General features: G+C 48.8%; 13 protein-coding genes and 1 other annotated feature (1 of these 14 running past the window's edge). Of the genes, 4 read left to right on the forward strand and 9 right to left on the reverse strand.

Annotated elements, in window-relative coordinates:
- Positions 1-92 precede the first annotated feature (92 nt).
- The 7 genes from NSB28_RS09095 to NSB28_RS09125 form a co-directional block, all read right to left on the reverse strand.
- A complete protein-coding gene (locus NSB28_RS09095) occupies positions 93-1,592 on the reverse strand; it encodes an FGGY-family carbohydrate kinase (protein WP_109626598.1) in 1,500 nt (499 codons plus the stop codon).
- 1 nt (position 1,593) lies between these two features.
- Positions 1,594-2,562, reverse strand: coding sequence for a transketolase family protein (locus tag NSB28_RS09100; RefSeq protein WP_109626599.1), 969 nt, complete (start codon positions 2,560-2,562; stop codon positions 1,594-1,596).
- Positions 2,555-3,388 carry a transketolase gene (locus tag NSB28_RS09105; protein WP_109626600.1) on the reverse strand — a complete coding sequence of 278 codons (834 nt, stop codon included), beginning with the start codon at positions 3,386-3,388 and terminating at the stop codon, positions 2,555-2,557. Before NSB28_RS09105 ends, NSB28_RS09100 begins: the two co-directional genes overlap by 8 nt.
- Positions 3,389-3,466: 78 nt before the next feature.
- The gene (locus tag NSB28_RS09110; RefSeq protein ID WP_109626601.1) at positions 3,467-4,867 is read right to left on the reverse strand and encodes an L-fucose/L-arabinose isomerase family protein; all 1,401 of its coding nucleotides are present in this window, start codon (positions 4,865-4,867) and stop codon (positions 3,467-3,469) included.
- A 226-nt stretch (positions 4,868-5,093) separates the two neighbouring features.
- On the reverse strand, positions 5,094-6,110 hold the full coding sequence (locus NSB28_RS09115) for a LacI family DNA-binding transcriptional regulator (RefSeq protein ID WP_109626602.1): 1,017 nt from the start codon (positions 6,108-6,110) through the stop codon (positions 5,094-5,096).
- Positions 6,111-6,126: 16 nt separating this feature from the next.
- Entirely contained in the window at positions 6,127-6,651 is a 525-nt protein-coding gene (locus tag NSB28_RS09120; protein WP_109626603.1) for a nitroreductase family protein, read from the reverse strand.
- 217 nt (positions 6,652-6,868) lie between these two features.
- On the reverse strand, positions 6,869-8,413 hold the full coding sequence (locus NSB28_RS09125) for a DUF5605 domain-containing protein (protein WP_109626604.1): 1,545 nt from the start codon (positions 8,411-8,413) through the stop codon (positions 6,869-6,871).
- Positions 8,414-8,707: 294 nt separating this feature from the next.
- On the opposite strand from NSB28_RS09125, the gene NSB28_RS09130 reads away from it, so the two are divergent.
- The 4 genes from NSB28_RS09130 (at position 8,708) to asrC (ending at position 12,261) form a co-directional block, all read left to right on the forward strand.
- Positions 8,708-9,397, forward strand: a complete 690-nt coding sequence (locus tag NSB28_RS09130; protein WP_257497637.1) for a Crp/Fnr family transcriptional regulator — start codon at positions 8,708-8,710, stop codon at positions 9,395-9,397.
- 71 nt (positions 9,398-9,468) lie between these two features.
- Positions 9,469-10,491, forward strand: a complete 1,023-nt coding sequence (asrA, locus tag NSB28_RS09135) for an anaerobic sulfite reductase subunit AsrA (RefSeq protein ID WP_109626605.1) — start codon at positions 9,469-9,471, stop codon at positions 10,489-10,491.
- Positions 10,478-11,272, forward strand: coding sequence for an anaerobic sulfite reductase subunit AsrB (gene asrB / locus NSB28_RS09140; protein ID WP_109626606.1), 795 nt, complete (start codon positions 10,478-10,480; stop codon positions 11,270-11,272). The genes asrA and asrB overlap by 14 nt, the downstream gene beginning before the upstream one ends.
- A 14-nt stretch (positions 11,273-11,286) precedes the next feature.
- On the forward strand, positions 11,287-12,261 hold the full coding sequence (gene asrC, locus NSB28_RS09145; RefSeq protein ID WP_109626607.1) for a sulfite reductase subunit C: 975 nt from the start codon (positions 11,287-11,289) through the stop codon (positions 12,259-12,261).
- On the opposite strand, the gene NSB28_RS09150 is transcribed toward asrC, so the two are convergent.
- Complete coding sequence (locus NSB28_RS09150) at positions 12,244-13,602, reverse strand: MATE family efflux transporter (RefSeq protein WP_257497636.1); 1,359 nt, start codon at positions 13,600-13,602, stop codon at positions 12,244-12,246. The two genes, asrC and NSB28_RS09150, sit on opposite strands and share 18 nt — an antisense overlap.
- A 165-nt stretch (positions 13,603-13,767) precedes the next feature.
- Complete coding sequence (gene thrS, locus NSB28_RS09155; protein WP_109626608.1) at positions 13,768-15,525, reverse strand: threonine--tRNA ligase; 1,758 nt, start codon at positions 15,523-15,525, stop codon at positions 13,768-13,770.
- A 140-nt stretch (positions 15,526-15,665) separates the two neighbouring features.
- Positions 15,666-15,673, reverse strand: a binding site (T-box leader); it runs 246 nt beyond the window's last position.

A 15,673-nucleotide genomic window follows, 5' to 3' on the forward strand; every position in this document is an offset into this window, starting at 1 on the left:
TCCCTGTTTCCGGTTTCTCCGGCACACCAAAAGAAGCCAATTTCCTGTACGGTTAACCCGGCAGCAGGAAATTGGCCTCTCTTCTTAATTGTTTACCTGAGCACCGAATGCACTGCATCCAGCCATCCGGCATATTTCTTGTCTTTTACTTTTTCGTCCATGGAAGGCTCAAATCTGCTTCTTCCTATAGTCTCAAATACCTTCTCATCATACATGCCAAGAGCAAGCCCTGCCATATAGGAGGCCCCTATTCCTGAGAGCTCCTCAGCATCCGGCACCTGTACAGGAATCCCCAGCATATCGCTCTGGAACTGCATCAGATATGCATTTCTTGTGGGACCGCCGTCCACACGCAGTTCTCCGATTGCCAGTTTTGCATCCTCACCCATTGCTTTGACAATATCTGTGATCTGGTAAGCAATGCATTCCAGTCCGGCTTTCACCACCTCTGCCCTTCCTGTTGTCCTTGTGATCCCCACAATGGAAGCCTTTGCCTTGCTGTTCCAGTAGGGAGCTCCCAGGCCTGTAAAAGCAGGCACGAGATATGCAGTGTCTTCCTTATTCGCCAAACCTGCCAGCTCTTCTGTCTCTGACGGCGATGAGACAAGCTTCATATCATCCTTCAGCCAGGTAATCACAGCTCCTGTATAATTTATATTTCCTTCCAGCACATACTCTGCCTTGCCGTTTCTGCTCCATGCCAGGGAAGTCACGACTCCATGTGTGGAAAATACCGGTTCTTCCCCGATATTCATCATGATGGAGGAGCCTGTGCCGTAGGTTGTCTTTATCATACCTTTTTTCAGGCATCCCTGCCCGAAAAGTGCGCCATGGGAATCTCCCATCACGCCGTGTATAGGAATCTCCCTGTCCAGCACTCCGTTAAAATCACTCATTCCAAAGCAGCTGTCCGAATCACACACCTCTGCAAGAGCCTTCGGGTCTATTCCGAAAATGCCGCACACCTCAGGGCTCCAGCACAGATTCACTATATCAAACGCCTGTGTCCTGGATGCATTAGAATAATCCGTCTTATAGGACTTTCCGCCTGTGAGGCAGTATACAAGCCACGTGTCAATCGTACCAAAGCACAGTTCCCCCGCTGCCGCCTTTTCCTTCGCTCCGGGTGTATTTTCCAGTATCCATGACCATTTAGCCGCCGGGAAATAAGGAGACATGGGAATTCCCGTAGTATTCTTAACTGCAGCGCGGCACTCCTCACCGCTCATCTGTCCGCTGCCGTTCTCCTCCAGCCTGCTGCACAGTTCTGCCGCCCTGGAGCACTGCCATACAATAGCAGGGGCAAGAGGCCTGCCTGTCTGCTTATCCCAGACAAGGGCAGTTTCCCTCTGGTTGCTGATGCCGGCGCCTTTTATCAGGTTCTTGTCTATACCAGTCTTCCCGATAACTCCCTCCACTACCTTCACCGTATTTGCAAAGATCTCTTCAGGGTCATGGGATACCCAGCCTTTCTCATTTACTATCTGCCTGTGGGGCAGGTCAAAGCGTCCAAGCATCTTTCCGGCCCCGTCAAATATCATGGCCTTGGTGCCCTGGGTGCTCTGGTCGATCCCCAATATATATCCTGCCATCTTATATCAGCTCCATTACTTTTTTAGCGATTCCCTCAGCATTTAATCCATAGTAATCGAATACTTCCTTCGATGTGCCTGTGATCACAGGTGCATCCGGCAATGCCAGATTAATAACCTTCTTCGGGCAGTTTGCTCCCACCACCTGGCTCACCATAGATCCAAGACCTCCGAACGGGGCATGCTCCTCAGCTGTCACAACTGCCTTTGAGCGGCTGGCAGCCTGGATGACTGACTCCACATCAAGAGGCTTCACACAGTACATATCCAGCACTACTGCACGCCTGCCCTGCTCTTTTAAAAGAGCTGCCGCTTCCACTGCCGGGCGCACCATCTCACCGCATGCTATGATTGCAGCATCAAATTCTTCATCTGCCCAGGAGGCTGTATCTGCCGACGGCACTCCGTCTACAAATGCAACTGCTTTATCCATCTCAAACGGACAGCTTTCCTCTGAATAGATATCTTCTACAGGATTACGGCCCACACGCACGTAGGACGGCTTCTCATCTCTGAGCAGAGCCTTGAACAGCTTCTCAGTCTGGAAACGGTCGCTTGGCAGATAGACACGCATATTCGGTATAGCTGCCATGGCTGCGATATCCTGGGCAGAATGATGGCTCATCCCCAGCGCTCCATAGCTGACACCGCCGCTGATGCCTATCAGGGTCACATTTGTGTTGGAGTATGCGGCATCGATCTTTGCCTGTTCATAGCTCCTGGTGGACAAGAAGCAGGCGGGTGATGCAGCAAATGCCTTCTTGCCGCATTTAGCCAGCCCTGCTGATATGCTGACCAGGTTCTGCTCTGCGATCCCTACTTCTACAAACTGTTCCGGGAATGCTGCCGCAAAGGGTGCAAGGGAAGCGCTGCCTCTTGAATCGCTGCACAGCACGACAATATCTTTATCTGTTTTGGCTTCTTCCATCAGCACATCGCAGATGGCCTGCCTGTTAGGTATCTTATTCATGAAGAGCCGCCTCCTTCCTTGCTGCCAATTCTTTTTTGATCTGTTCATATTCATCTGCAGAAGGTACTTTATGGTGCCATGCCGCTTTATTTTCCATCACGTCTCCGCCGCCGAAGCCTTTTATTGTATTTGCAATAACAGCTGTGGGGCAGCCCTTTACCGTCTTGGCCTCCTCAAAAGCCGCGTTCAATTCTTCTATATCATTTCCGTTTACTTGTATCACATGCCATCCGAAGCCTTCTATCCTCTTCTGAAGGTCATCATGGCCCATGACATCCTCTGTACTTCCTGATATCTGCAGACGGTTCCTGTCAACTACGGCGCACAGGTTATCCAGCTTGTACTGATGCCCTGCCATAAAACCTTCCCACACAGAACCCTCAGCCAGCTCACCGTCACCCATGACCGTGTATACCCTGTAATCCTTTTTATTCATTTTGCCTGCCAGAGCCATGCCCACGCACACGGGAAGGCCGTGACCCAAAGAGCCTGAGTTCATCTCGATTCCCGGAAGCTTGTTGTTGGGATGTCCGATGTATTTAGATCCGAAAGCTGAAAAGTTTTCTATTACTTCTTCGATGGGGAAAAATCCTTTCGCAGCCAGCACAGCATAGTAAGCCTCCACTGAGTGGCCTTTGCTGAGCACGAACCTGTCTCTGTCTTCATCGTCCATATTTTCCGGACTGATATTCATCTGTTTGAAATAAAGGGTTACCAGTATATCCATTACACTGAAGTCCCCTCCTATATGGCCGCCCTTTGCCCTGGATATCATATCCAGGACATTCTGGCGCAGTTCGAAGGACTTTGCTTTTAAATTTTCCATCCTGATTTTCTCCTCTCTGATGCAGTGCAGGCTGTGTCCTCACAGCCCCACCGCGTTCACTCCGTCACAGCGCAGCTGTCATTCGCCGCGCAGGTAAGCCTTTACCTCTTCTTCCACCGGGTCATACAGATCCGGCTTCACGCCCATATACTTACATGCTTCATAAAGTACCGGAACAACATCCTTGTGGATTCCCACACAGTGATGGATATACGGACCTGTCACGATCTTTTCTTCCAGGCGTTTAATATTGTCTACCTCTACCCAGAGATATGTTCCCATTCCCTTAGGACCATCCACACCTTTTGCATTTCCAAGGAGCATGGAGTACTCTCCGTTGTCCCCGTCAAAACGGCAGAGTGTCACCTCTCCGTGCTTTGCCTCAGCGGTGATGCTGCCAGGATGGTCAAATGCCAGAGGATATGTCAGCTTCGGGCGTTCCCTTGCCACAGAGATCGGCCACGGGCCACAGTGCTGCAGCAGTTCCCCATTAGCCAGGTCAGGATGGCGGATAGTCCAGTCAGCAAAGAAGCTTCTTGTCTCGCCCATACCTGCCGCTTCCACAAGAAGCGCTGTGATGGCGCCGTGGATATCTGTCTCGCAGACTACAGGAATTCCTTCCTCGTTCAGCAGGGAATTAGCCGCACACGGCATGATCCCCAGCTCACACTGCAGCTGGTTCCAGCACTGGATGGCTATAGCCTGGCATCCGTATTTCTCAGCCAGCCCCTTCATGGCAACCTTCAGGGCAGCTACATTTTCCAGTTCATTGTCCTTTACGCAGATCTCCATGTTGTCACGGCAGTATTTCATTACTTCTGCTACCTGAGTCCCTTCCTCCTTAGCAGCCTTAACTGCATCTGTCAGTTCAGGCATAGGGATAGGTGACAGCTGGATATTGAATTTTTCCAGAAGCTCTCCTTCATTACACATGGTTGTCCAGAAATCAAAAGGCCTTGTGGAAATCTGAAGTATCCTCATATGGCGGAAGGTCTTTACTACATTGCAGACAGCCATAAAGTCCCGGAGACCGCGCTCGAAAACAGGATCATTCAGCCTGCAGTTGGTCATATATGTAAACGGGATCTGGAATCTCCTGAGCACCTTTCCTGTTGCAAATAATCCGCACTGTGTATCACGCAGGCGCACCCCGTTCTCATCCGGCCTCTCATCCAGCGGCCCCCAGAGCAGTACAGGCACATTCAGTTCCTTTGCAAGTCTGGCACACTCATATTCTGTACCAAAGTTACAGTGGGGCAGGAAAAGTCCGTCAATCTTCTCCGCTTTGAATTTTTCAGCTATCTTGTACATGTCTTCATCATTATACAGAAGGCCTTCTTCATTGATATCTGTGATATCGACAAAGTCCACTCCCAGTTCCGTAAGTCTCTCTGCTGTCAGCCCCCTGTATTTGATGGCGTCAGGTGCGCTGAAAATACTTCTTCTTGTAGGCGCAAAGCCCAGTTTGATTTTTGTCATTTTAAATACCTCCATTTTTAAGGTAAAATTTTACTCGCATTGCATCTAAATATTATTATAAATATTTTACATGTTATTTCAATAGCATTTTAAGCTTTTTTCCTTTTTCGTCAATATCTCCCAACTATTCCAGGGCATAATTGTAAATTTTGCATAATAAAACAGAGGTATTTTTCACCCCTATCCGTTTTATATAAAACTTTTATGTAAATATTTATATAAATGTTTATATATTCAATCCGTCTGATATCTCCTGTACTGTCTGACGTTCAATAAAACTTGTGCAGACCTGTGTCTTTGTGACTACATTGCTGGGATTCTGGATGAGCTCAACTACCCTGCGCACTGCCAGGCGCCCCATCTCCTGATTGGGTACTCTCAGTGTGGTGAGAGGCGGCGATGATATCTCACTGAAAGGAAGGTCGTCAAAGCCCACAATAGATACATCTTCCGGGATCCTGTACCCTTTTTCCTGCAGCGCCTTCATAGCACCCAGGGCGATCATATCATTATCTGCAAAAAACGCAGTTGCCAGATCCTCTGCGTTCTCCAGATAGGCCAGCATATCCTTGTAGGCTCCGTTTGAAGTGGGGGATAGTGTAATAATATCCTCATCCCTGATCTCCAGCCTGTGTTTTCTTGCCGCAGTCTGGCAGCCCACCCATCTGGAGCGGAAGCCCTTGATCCTGTAGGCGCCCCTTATATAGCCTATCCTGGTATGTCCCTTCTGTATGAGATACTCTGTAGCCATCCTGGCAGAATCTGCATTGTTGATCAGAACAGCATTGAATTCCATACTCTCTGACCAGTAGTCCAGAATGACGAGAGGGGTCCTGGAGCCCTTAAAGAGCTCCAGGTCCTCCTCCGCCATCTCTGTGGCCAGTATGACAGAAGCAGAACTCACGTCATTCACAAGGCTTTTGACCTGTGCCTCGTAGTCCTCCTCCCGCTGGTCCACATTGCATACTACCATCTCATATCCCCGGCTCCGGCATTCCTGTTCAAATCCGCTCACCAGAGTGGGGAAAAACGGCGTGTCATCAATAATTGAGCCATTCTTTTTAAAAATCACCAGCTTGATCCTGGATATGGAGTTCTCATTGATGTAGCCTATCTCACGGGCAACGCGGAATACCTCTGCAGCAGTCTCTTTATTCACACCTTTTTTATGGTTCAGCGCATTTGATATAGTCGCAGGAGAATACCCTGTCCTCTCGCTGATGTCTTTAATGCTCACTTTCATGATTGGTTCACGTCCTTTATCTGATGATCCTGATATAGTCTGGTTTTCTGGGTGCCGGGGCAGGTGCGTCTCCTTCCGGATAACCGAGGGCCAGCGCTCCCACTCCCTCCAGTCCCTGATCCAGACCCCATTCCTCCATGAGAGCCCGTCCTTCTTCTGTCCCGAACATTTCCTTTTCTCTGTTGATCCAGCATGACCCAAGCCCCAGGGCGTGAGCAGCTACCATCATATTTTCCAGTACGCAGCTGGCGTCCTGCACGTGGTTGCCGTTTTTCCCATCTGCAAATACGAGCACGATGGTTGGCGCCCCATAATAAGGATTTCCCTTGCTTCCCATGATATCTGCATTCATCCTGGCAAGCTTTTTCATGTCCTCTTCTCTCTGAACTGCCACGATCACAGGAGACTGTTTACCCATGCCTGTAGGCGCATATGTCCCTGCCTCCAGAACAGCATCCAGCTCTTCCTCCAGGATCTGCTCCGGACGGTACTTTCTGATGCTTCTGCGTGTCTTGATTACATCCAGTACTTCTTTGTTCATTCCTATTCCTCCTTTTAATTTTCCGCTTACCGCAGGCTTCATAATAGTTACAATATATCACACAATATAAAAATAATCTATGTAATTTGCACAAAAATACCTCGCAAAACGGTGACATGTGAACAGTAACGTATAAAGCCCAACTATGACAGAAGGATACTGCAGCCTGCAGTATCCCTCTATGATTAATTCTATATTGGGAGGCGCATGGCCGCTCTTATCTGTGTTTCCTGATCCTCACAGCCATATACTCCCTTCCGGGCAGTTCTATTTTAAACCTGCCTTTGTGAGTCCCTCTGTCTTCTATAGTCATATTCCATGTATCAATGACTTCCACATCCACTTCTGTATTATCGTCAAAATAGAATTCCCTGAATGACGGCCTCATGAAGCTGTAGTAGAAGAGATAGTAATCCCTTACAGGCGTCATCTGTGCTGTCTCCTCCGGCACCGCACACACCTCATCCCAGCCGCATTTCTCATAGGGGGCAAGGCCTATGCCCGGTGTCTCGCACATGATCTTATGCAGAAATTTAAAACGCTTCCAGCTCTCTCCCTTTAATCTGCCGCCGTGTGACCACCAGAGTACGTCATCCCCGCTCATGTATGTTTCACCGTGTCCCGGATATCCTCCCCTGCACACTGCTTCCCAGAACCTGCGCACCATCTCTTCCGGGCTTATATTCCCCCACCCGTGCTGTATATTTCCCTCATATGCTATCTCATCGAGGACTACCGGCTTTTTATACCTCTGTCTCCATTCATTGACCAGCTCCGCAGACTTGTACAGGTCCTGGCGCTGGATGCTGCAGTGGGTGATCCAGGGGCGTGTATGGTCATAGAAAGGCCTGCAGTTGTGGATAGACCGCAGATGGCTGTAGGCATCCTTCTCACATATTATGGAGGCGTAACGCTCCCAGTCTTTTATAGTCTTATGCAGGAACAAGTCGTATTCATTTGCAAGCGACCACCAGATATTCCTGTAAGCTGAGAACCTGGCTAGCACATATTTCCAGTACAGGTCATCCTGTTTCTCTGTCATACAGGAGAATCCCCACCTGTCATACGGATGCATCACGATCAGGTCAGCCTCTATCCCTCTGTCCCTGAGCGCAAGTATACACTTCTCAATATGGCGGAAGTGCTCAGTATTAAACCTTGTAAAATCCCAGTCATTTCCGCTGGCCGCTCCTGTATACTGCAAAAAATTATCTTTCGTCAGAACACTGCTGTCCATGGGAGTTCCCTCATAGGGATAAGAGCGCGGCTCTCCCAGGTTATAATCATAATGCTTTGGAAATACACAGAATCTTATTTTATTAAATCCTGCCTCTGTCAGACTTTCAAGCGTCTGATCGATCCTTTCATCTGACTGAAGATCCCACACATAGCAGGTAGTGCCCACAGAATAGTAGGGTGTTCCGTCTTCATATGCAAAATGGTATGTATTTGCCACCCTGACAGGGCCATGGTTATCCTCTGATGCAGGTGTTACTGTAAATCTTCCGCTTACTTCCTCCCCCTGATCCTGCTTAAAACTGCCTGATATGGTAAATTCATATTCACCCTCAAAGGAAGGCATGAAACGTACCTTATACACACCGTCTCCGTCATAAAATCCGTCTACAGTCACATTCTCATTCTGACCCTTAAAGTTTCCTGTAATATCATGGTCCGTGAAAGGATTTCCATCTTTTCTGCCTTCACATGAAACCTCAAACACATCCCATCGTTCTACATTCTTGTTATAGCTTGTCCCCATCTTGACTGACCTCCTGATTTTTGCTGTACAGCCCGGCAGAATTTAATGTTCCAGTCTTTTTAAACTTTTAGCTTGTTTCTTAAACTTTTTGTTCATTTTCTTTTTACTTTCCACCTGACAGCACTATATTTTAACGTTTATAAACTATATATAAACCATTTTTAAACTTTTGTCCAGTACTAATTTATTTCTGCGAGGCTTGCTTTCACGCCCGCCCCATCCTATAATATTACATATAGCGCTTACCCGCGCTTTTACCTGGCCGTAAACAGTCATCTTAAAGGAGCCGCTTTTATGATAAATCTGAAAAATGCATTTTCATCCATGCCCGTTTTTAATGATATATCCCCCTCTTCCTACGCTGCGCTGGCCGCCTGCGCCTGTCTGAAGCCCTTCCTGAAAGGTGAGCATCTCTTTTTAGACAAGGACTCTGTCAGCAATGTTTATTTTATGGCGGAGGGCAAGGCCGCACTTTACAAGCTCAACCACCTGTATGAGAAAAAAATCATTTTCATCTGCGGCAAGGGCGACATGTTAAATGAAGTGATCCTCCAGTCCCAAGCAGCCTCCATAAACTGTGAGATCATTGAAGATTCTTATGTGCTCTCATTTCCTGCCCCTCTTTTTCTGCATATTATGGAGCAGGATTTTAAACTGACCGCAGCGGTGATGGATTCCATGGCGCTTAAAATACGCCGTCTCTACCATCAGTTAAAAAACACTTCCAATAATGTGAGGGGCGATATCAGGCTGGCTGCGAAGCTCTGGAAGCTCTCACTCGACTATGGAGTCCCCTGCAGTGAGGGCACCATGATTGATATCAGTATGAGCATCACCTATCTGGCCGAGCTCCTGGGCTCCAAGCGCGAGACTGTTTCCCGCCAGGTAGCCCTGCTGAGCAAAAAAGGCCTCATTCTCTACCAGAAAAACCACTTTATCATCCCGGACAGAGATGCCCTGAAAAATTATGTCAAAGAAACGTGATATTCCTCACGCCTTGTCAAAAGCCCATCTGTTATACTCTTTAAAAGATTATTGAAAAGAGGTGCAACAGTATGGGCTATTATTTTAGTCCGGAAGGCATTAATAAAGTCATTTCAGGCCTTTCCGAAAAATATGACATCTTCGCCCCAAAGCTTTTTCCGGGGAAGGGTGCGTTTTCTGACACTGATCTTGTCCGTTATGACAGGATTTCAGCCATTGAAGATGTGGTTTTTCATATGAAATCCAGATTTTCACCTAAAGAGGTGCTTCTGCCTCTTACACAGACATTATTTTATTACACGGAGGATTCCGTCAGTGAGCCCCGGCCGCCTGTCAGGGACCGTCTGATCTTCCTTCGAAGCTGTGACCTCCACGCAGTCCGGAGGCTGGATGCCATTTACCTTGGAAATGTATTTGAAGATCACTATTACCGTCAGCTCAGGGATCACACAAAATTTGTGCTGATGGGCTGTTCCCGGGCATTCTCCACCTGCTTCTGTGTAGATATGGAGACAAATATACCAACAGGCTATGATATGAGCATAGATCTCATAGACGGCGAATACAGAGTTGACTGCAGATCAAAGGATCTTGAAGATTTCCTTGTTCCCCATTCCACCAGACAGGGCGAAGTAGTTCCATGCCATGTGACAGAGACGCCCACCCGCGTACATATCCCTGAGAACCTTTCCTCCTCCGCCGCTGGGAGCAGCATATGGAAAGAATATGACAGCCGCTGCATAGCCTGCGGAAGATGTAATTTCTCCTGCCCCACATGTACCTGCTTCACCATGCAGGACCTGTCATATACAGACAATCCAAAAGCCGGAGAACGGCGGAGGGTATGGGCCTCCTGCATGGTCGACGGTTTCACTGAGGTGGCCGGAGGCGCAGGCTGCCGGAAGGCTTACGGGGAGCGCATGCGTTTTAAGGTACTTCATAAGGCGCTTGATTTCAAAAAGAGGAACGGCTATCAGATGTGCGTGGGATGCGGACGGTGTGATGATGTCTGTCCTGAATATATTTCATTTTCCGGCTGTCTGAACAAGCTGGAGGAAGCCATGGAGGAGGTAAATGGAAATGACAAAAAATGAGTATGTGCCTTTTCTCTCTGAAGTCCTTGAGGTTATCCCTCATACTGACATAGAATATACCTTCCGCATGAGCTATGTGGGAGATGTCCGTCCCGGACAGTTTTTTGAGGTCTCTATTCCCAGATACGGGGAGGCCCCCATCTCCGTGAGCGGAATCGGCAACGGCAGCATCGACCTGACTATACGCCGTGTAGGCAAAGTGACAAACGAGATTTTCGAACAGTACAAGGGAACATCCCTCTATTTGAGAGGGCCTTACGGGAACGGATTTAACACGGAGGATTACCAGGACAAAGAACTTGTGATCGTAGCCGGGGGAACAGGAGTATCCCCTGTCCGTGGCATAATCACCTATTTTGCCAGCCATACGGAAAAAGCAGTATCCGCAGCTCTTATCGCCGGTTTTAAAACTCCGAAGGATATCCTTTTCCGGGAGGACTTTGCGCTCTGGAAAAAACGTCTTAATGTGATCCTGACTGTGGATGATAATACAGCAGATCCTACCTTCCCCCAGGGGCTGGTGACCAAATATATACCTGGCCTTGAGTTTAAGGATATTAAAAATGCCGCCGCCATTGTGGTGGGTCCTCCCGCAATGATGCGTTTTTCTGTAAAAGCTCTGCTGGAGCGGGGATTGTCAGAAGAGCAGATATGGATCTCCCATGAAAGAAAAATGTGCTGTGGAATAGGAAAATGCGGCCACTGCCGCATAGGCGATGCCTATGTGTGTCTGGACGGCCCTGTATTTAATTATTCCAGGGGCAGCACCCTGCTGGACTAGAGGAGGAACAAGATATGGATATCAATACTAAAAAGCTTAAAAAGAATGCTTTTCGCGTCACCAAGGTCAGGGGCAAGACTGCTTCCCGGATCCGTGTGCCCGGCGGCCATTTGGACGCAGGATATTTATCACTTATACAGGAAATCGCTGAAAAATTCGGCAACGGCACAGTGCATATCACAAACCGCCAGGGCTTTGAGATCCCCGGAATCGATTATGAAAATATGCCCCAGGTCAATGCCATGCTTCAGCCCATCATCGAGGGCCTGAACATTAACCAGGCTGATCCGGGAAAGGGCTATCCGGCAAGCGGCACCCGGAATATCTCCGCATGCATCGGAAACCGGGTCTGTCCTTTCGCCTGCTATGATACTACCGCCTTTGCACAGAGAATAGAAAAGGCCGTTTTTCCAAACGACCTGCATTTCAAGATAGCGCTGACCGGCTGCCCCAATGACTGTGCAAAGGTCCGCATGCACGATTTCGGCATCATCGGCATGACGCTGCCTGTGCTTGAAAAAGACCGCTGCGTGACATGCTCCGCATGTGTGAAGGCCTGCCGCAGGAAGTCTGTGGAGGCTCTCACTGCTGTCAGCTTCCGGCCGTCCAGAAATGAAGAAAAATGTATCGGCTGCGGTGAATGTATCCTGAACTGCCCCACATCAGCCTGGACAAGGAGCGGTAAAAAATATTACCGCCTCACCCTGTTCGGGAGAAGCGGCAAAAGGAACCCCCGTCTCGGGGAAGATTTTATCAAGTGGGCTGACGAAGAGAGTATCATAAAGATAATCCTGAACACCTACGATTACGTGGAACATTATATCGACCGCACCGCGCCGGGCGGAAAAGAGCACATTGGTTACATCGTGGACCGCACCGGCTTTGAGGAGTACAAAAAATGGGCGCTAAAAGATGTCACACTCCCGGAGATCGCAAAGGTATATACCCCGCTGTATTGGAGCAATGGGATATCATTTACCGGAAGATGATATTCTCTGTCTCTCTTTCTTCCCAAGAAGGGCAAAATAACCCACACACAGTATGATCTGGAAGGCTGTGGAGAGCGGGATGGCCAGGCCGACCTTGAACAGTGATACAGGTTTTATAAGGCTCATCAGATAAGATACAGGGATCCTGACACAGAACGCGCCTGCGATCCCCTGTATCATGACAAAGGTGGTCTTCCCGCAGCCGTTGAAATATCCCGTAAAACAGAATGCAAATGATACAAGCAGGCAGTCCAGGGCATATGCCTTCAGATATTCTGCCGAGGCGAGTATGACCGCCTCATCTTTTGCAAACATCCCCGAGAGGATATCTCCATGGAAGAAAGAAAAATATGCCAGGAAGACTCCAAGCCCCAGAGATACAAGGATGCCGTAGAGCAGCGCCCTTCTGGCCCTGGCAGGCTTTCCGGCCCCTGTATTCTGTGCAACAAAGGCTGACATGGCCTGGGAACACGCTGACGGGATCAGCAGCACGAATCCGCAGATTTTCTCCGCCACTCCTACTCCAGCGGATGCGATAACTCCCAGCGTGTTGATGATTGCCGTGATTGCCAGAAATGAGGCAGAGACAAGGACATCCTGGAGCGCGATGGGGAACCCCAGCCTGAGGACAGCCGGGACATAGCCCTTGTGAAACTTTATGTATTCCTTCCCGAACTCAAACGGGAACTTCTGCTTCCTGATGATAACAAATGACAGCAGGACGCTGACTGCCTGGGCAAACACTGTGGCTATGGCAGCGCCTGCCGCCCCCAGGTGGAAGCCCCCTACAAGAAGCAGATCCCCTGCTATATTTACAACACACGCAATAGCTACTGTAATCAGCGGCATCTTAGAATTGCCCATCCCCCTGAAAATACTTCCCAGCACATTATAGGCAATAATAAAGACCGAGCCTGCTGAGCAGATACGCACATACAATATGGTATCATCAAATGCCTCCAGGGGCGTCTGCATGACCTTCCCAAAGGGCACTGCAAGCAGCTGCATCAGCACAGTCACTGCTATGCCTATGACTATAAACATGCAGATACTGGCTCCAACTACCCTGCCCGCATCCGAGAGCCTGCCCTCCCCGATCTTCTGCCCCAGCAGGATAGTCGTTCCCATAGCCAGGCCCACGATAGCTGAAGTGATAACCTGCATCATCCAGCTTCCGGTTGAAACAGCCGATACAGAAGCCGCATTTCCAAACTGTCCCACGATCAGCATATCCACAGCTCCATACATTGTCTGCAGAAAAAGCGCCAGAAGCACCGGCAGCGCAAACCCCATAAGGGGTGAGAATATTTTTCCTTCTGTAAAATTCTTCGTGTTTTCCATAAACCTTTCTCCTTAATCCCTTCATGTTCAAGAACGTATTTGTACTCAAAAAAGCCGGACAAGGCAGCAGGCGTTTCAGCCCGCCATCTTATCCGGCTTGTTACTTCTTTAGAGTAATTTGCCTCCGATGAGCGCTATCATTATAGCTTATGGACCAGAAATTTGTCAAGCCTCCTCTTCGGCTTCCGCCATTTCCAGAAATGTGCTGAGGCTGACAGCTCCCATATCTCCGGCATCCCTTTTCCTGAGTGAAACTGTCCCTGATTCTTTTTCTTTCTCCCCAACTATCATCATAAAGGGGACTTTATCCAGCTGTGCCTCCCTGATCTTATAGCCCAGTTTTTCATCTCTCATATCTATCTCGCAGCGCACATTTTTTTCACGCAGCTTCTCCATCACCTCCTGTGCATATCCTGCAAATCTGTCTGATACAGGAAGTATCTTTACCTGGACAGGGGCAAGCCAGCAGGGGAATTTTCCCGCATAATGTTCTATGAGTATCCCTATGAACCTCTCGATCGAGCCAAATACTACCCTGTGGATCATAATGGGTCTGTGTTTCTTTCCGTCAGCCCCCACATACTCTGCTTCAAATCTCAGCGGGAGCTGGAAATCCAGCTGTATCGTCCCGCACTGCCACGTCCTGCCTATGGAGTCCTCCAGATGGAAGTCTATCTTGGGTCCGTAAAAAGCCCCGTCCCCCTCATTTATAATATAGTCCATGCCAAGGGCGTCAAGAGCGCTCTTAAGCCCATCTGTAGCCAGTTCCCAGTCCTCATCGCTCCCTATGCTGTCCTCCGGCCTTGTAGAGAGCTCCACATGGTATTTAAAGCCGAATCTGCTGTATACTTCATCAATAAGGCTGATCACCCTCTTAATCTCATCTGTGATCTGTTCCTCTGTCATAAAAATATGGGCATCATCCTGTGTAAAGCAGCGCACCCTCATCAGCCCGTGCAGCTGCCCGGATTTCTCATGCCTGTGTACAAGGCCAAGCTCTCCCATCCTGAGAGGCAGGTCCTTATAGGAACGCGGCTCCATCTTATATACAAGCATCCCTCCCGGGCAGTTCATGGGCTTAATGGCAAAATCCTTCTCATCAATGACTGTTGTGTACATATTTTCCCTGTAGTGGTCCCAATGTCCCGATGTCTCCCAGAGGCTCCTCTCCAGCATCATGGGTGTGGATATTTCCACATAGCCTTCTCTCTGATGAAGCCTGCGCCAATAATCTATAAGCAGGTTCTTCAGGACCATCCCTTTAGGCAGAAAGAACGGAAAGCCCGGCCCCTCTTCCATCATTGTAAATAATCCCAGCTCTTTTCCCAGCTTTCTGTGATCTCTCAGCTTTGCCTCCTCTTCCTGCTTCAGATACGCCTCCAGTTCAGAAGACTTGGGGAAGGACGTCCCGTAAATCCTTGTAAGCATCTTATTCTTCTCATTTCCTCTCCAGTAAGCGCCAGCCACACCTGTCAGCTTGAAGGCCCTGATCAGGCTTGTATTAGATACATGGGGGCCGGCACACAGGTCCGTATATTCCCCCTGCTGGTAGAAGCTGACAGCCTCCCTGCAGGGCAGCTCCCTGATCAGCTCAGCCTTGTATTCCTCGTCTTTCTCTTCCATCAGGGCCAGGGCCTCCTCCCGGCTGGCCTCATATCTTCTGAGAGGGAGGGATTCTTTTACTATCTTCTTCATTTCCTTCTCCACATCTTCCAGATTCTCTGCTGTAAATGGAAAGCTGAATTCAAAGTCATAATAAAAACCTTTTTCAATAGACGGCCCAATGGCGCACTTTGTCTCCGGATACAGACGCTTGACCGCCTGTGCCAGAATATGGGCTGTCGTGTGCCGGAATGCCGCCCTTCCTTCCTCAGAATCAAATCCCAGTTCTTTAATTGTTCCATCCTTCATACTTACTTTCATGCTAAAATCTCCTCTTCTTCCATATTTCTCATATTTTTCTGCGGGTTCCCTGCTGAGAGCAGATAACATAAGAAAGGACTGCAGAATGAAGTTTCCAATAAAATAAAAAAGCACCCCTATAGATAGACAGATCGTCTAAATATAAGGG

The organism is Murimonas intestini, assembly GCF_024622195.1.
Classification (GTDB): Bacteria; Bacillota; Clostridia; order Lachnospirales; family Lachnospiraceae; genus Murimonas; species Murimonas intestini.

What these genes read in the sequence shown, in the direction of transcription:
- NSB28_RS09120 (WP_109626603.1), bottom strand. Translation starts at nt 6,651, where the DNA reads ATGAACAAAGAAGTACTGGATGTAATCAAGACACGCAGAAGCATCAGA.
- asrB (WP_109626606.1), top strand. Translation starts at nt 10,478, where the DNA reads ATGACAAAAAATGAGTATGTGCCTTTTCTCTCTGAAGTCCTTGAGGTT.
- asrC (WP_109626607.1), top strand. Translation starts at nt 11,287, where the DNA reads ATGGATATCAATACTAAAAAGCTTAAAAAGAATGCTTTTCGCGTCACC.
- thrS (WP_109626608.1), bottom strand. Translation starts at nt 15,525, where the DNA reads ATGAAAGTAAGTATGAAGGATGGAACAATTAAAGAACTGGGATTTGAT.
- NSB28_RS09125 (WP_109626604.1), bottom strand. Translation starts at nt 8,413, where the DNA reads ATGGGGACAAGCTATAACAAGAATGTAGAACGATGGGATGTGTTTGAG.
- NSB28_RS09095 (WP_109626598.1), bottom strand. Translation starts at nt 1,592, where the DNA reads ATGGCAGGATATATATTGGGGATCGACCAGAGCACCCAGGGCACCAAG.
- NSB28_RS09115 (WP_109626602.1), bottom strand. Translation starts at nt 6,110, where the DNA reads ATGAAAGTGAGCATTAAAGACATCAGCGAGAGGACAGGGTATTCTCCT.
- NSB28_RS09150 (WP_257497636.1), bottom strand. Translation starts at nt 13,602, where the DNA reads ATGGAAAACACGAAGAATTTTACAGAAGGAAAAATATTCTCACCCCTT.
- NSB28_RS09130 (WP_257497637.1), top strand. Translation starts at nt 8,708, where the DNA reads ATGATAAATCTGAAAAATGCATTTTCATCCATGCCCGTTTTTAATGAT.
- asrA (WP_109626605.1), top strand. Translation starts at nt 9,469, where the DNA reads ATGGGCTATTATTTTAGTCCGGAAGGCATTAATAAAGTCATTTCAGGC.
- NSB28_RS09110 (WP_109626601.1), bottom strand. Translation starts at nt 4,867, where the DNA reads ATGACAAAAATCAAACTGGGCTTTGCGCCTACAAGAAGAAGTATTTTC.
- NSB28_RS09100 (WP_109626599.1), bottom strand. Translation starts at nt 2,562, where the DNA reads ATGAATAAGATACCTAACAGGCAGGCCATCTGCGATGTGCTGATGGAA.
- NSB28_RS09105 (WP_109626600.1), bottom strand. Translation starts at nt 3,388, where the DNA reads ATGGAAAATTTAAAAGCAAAGTCCTTCGAACTGCGCCAGAATGTCCTG.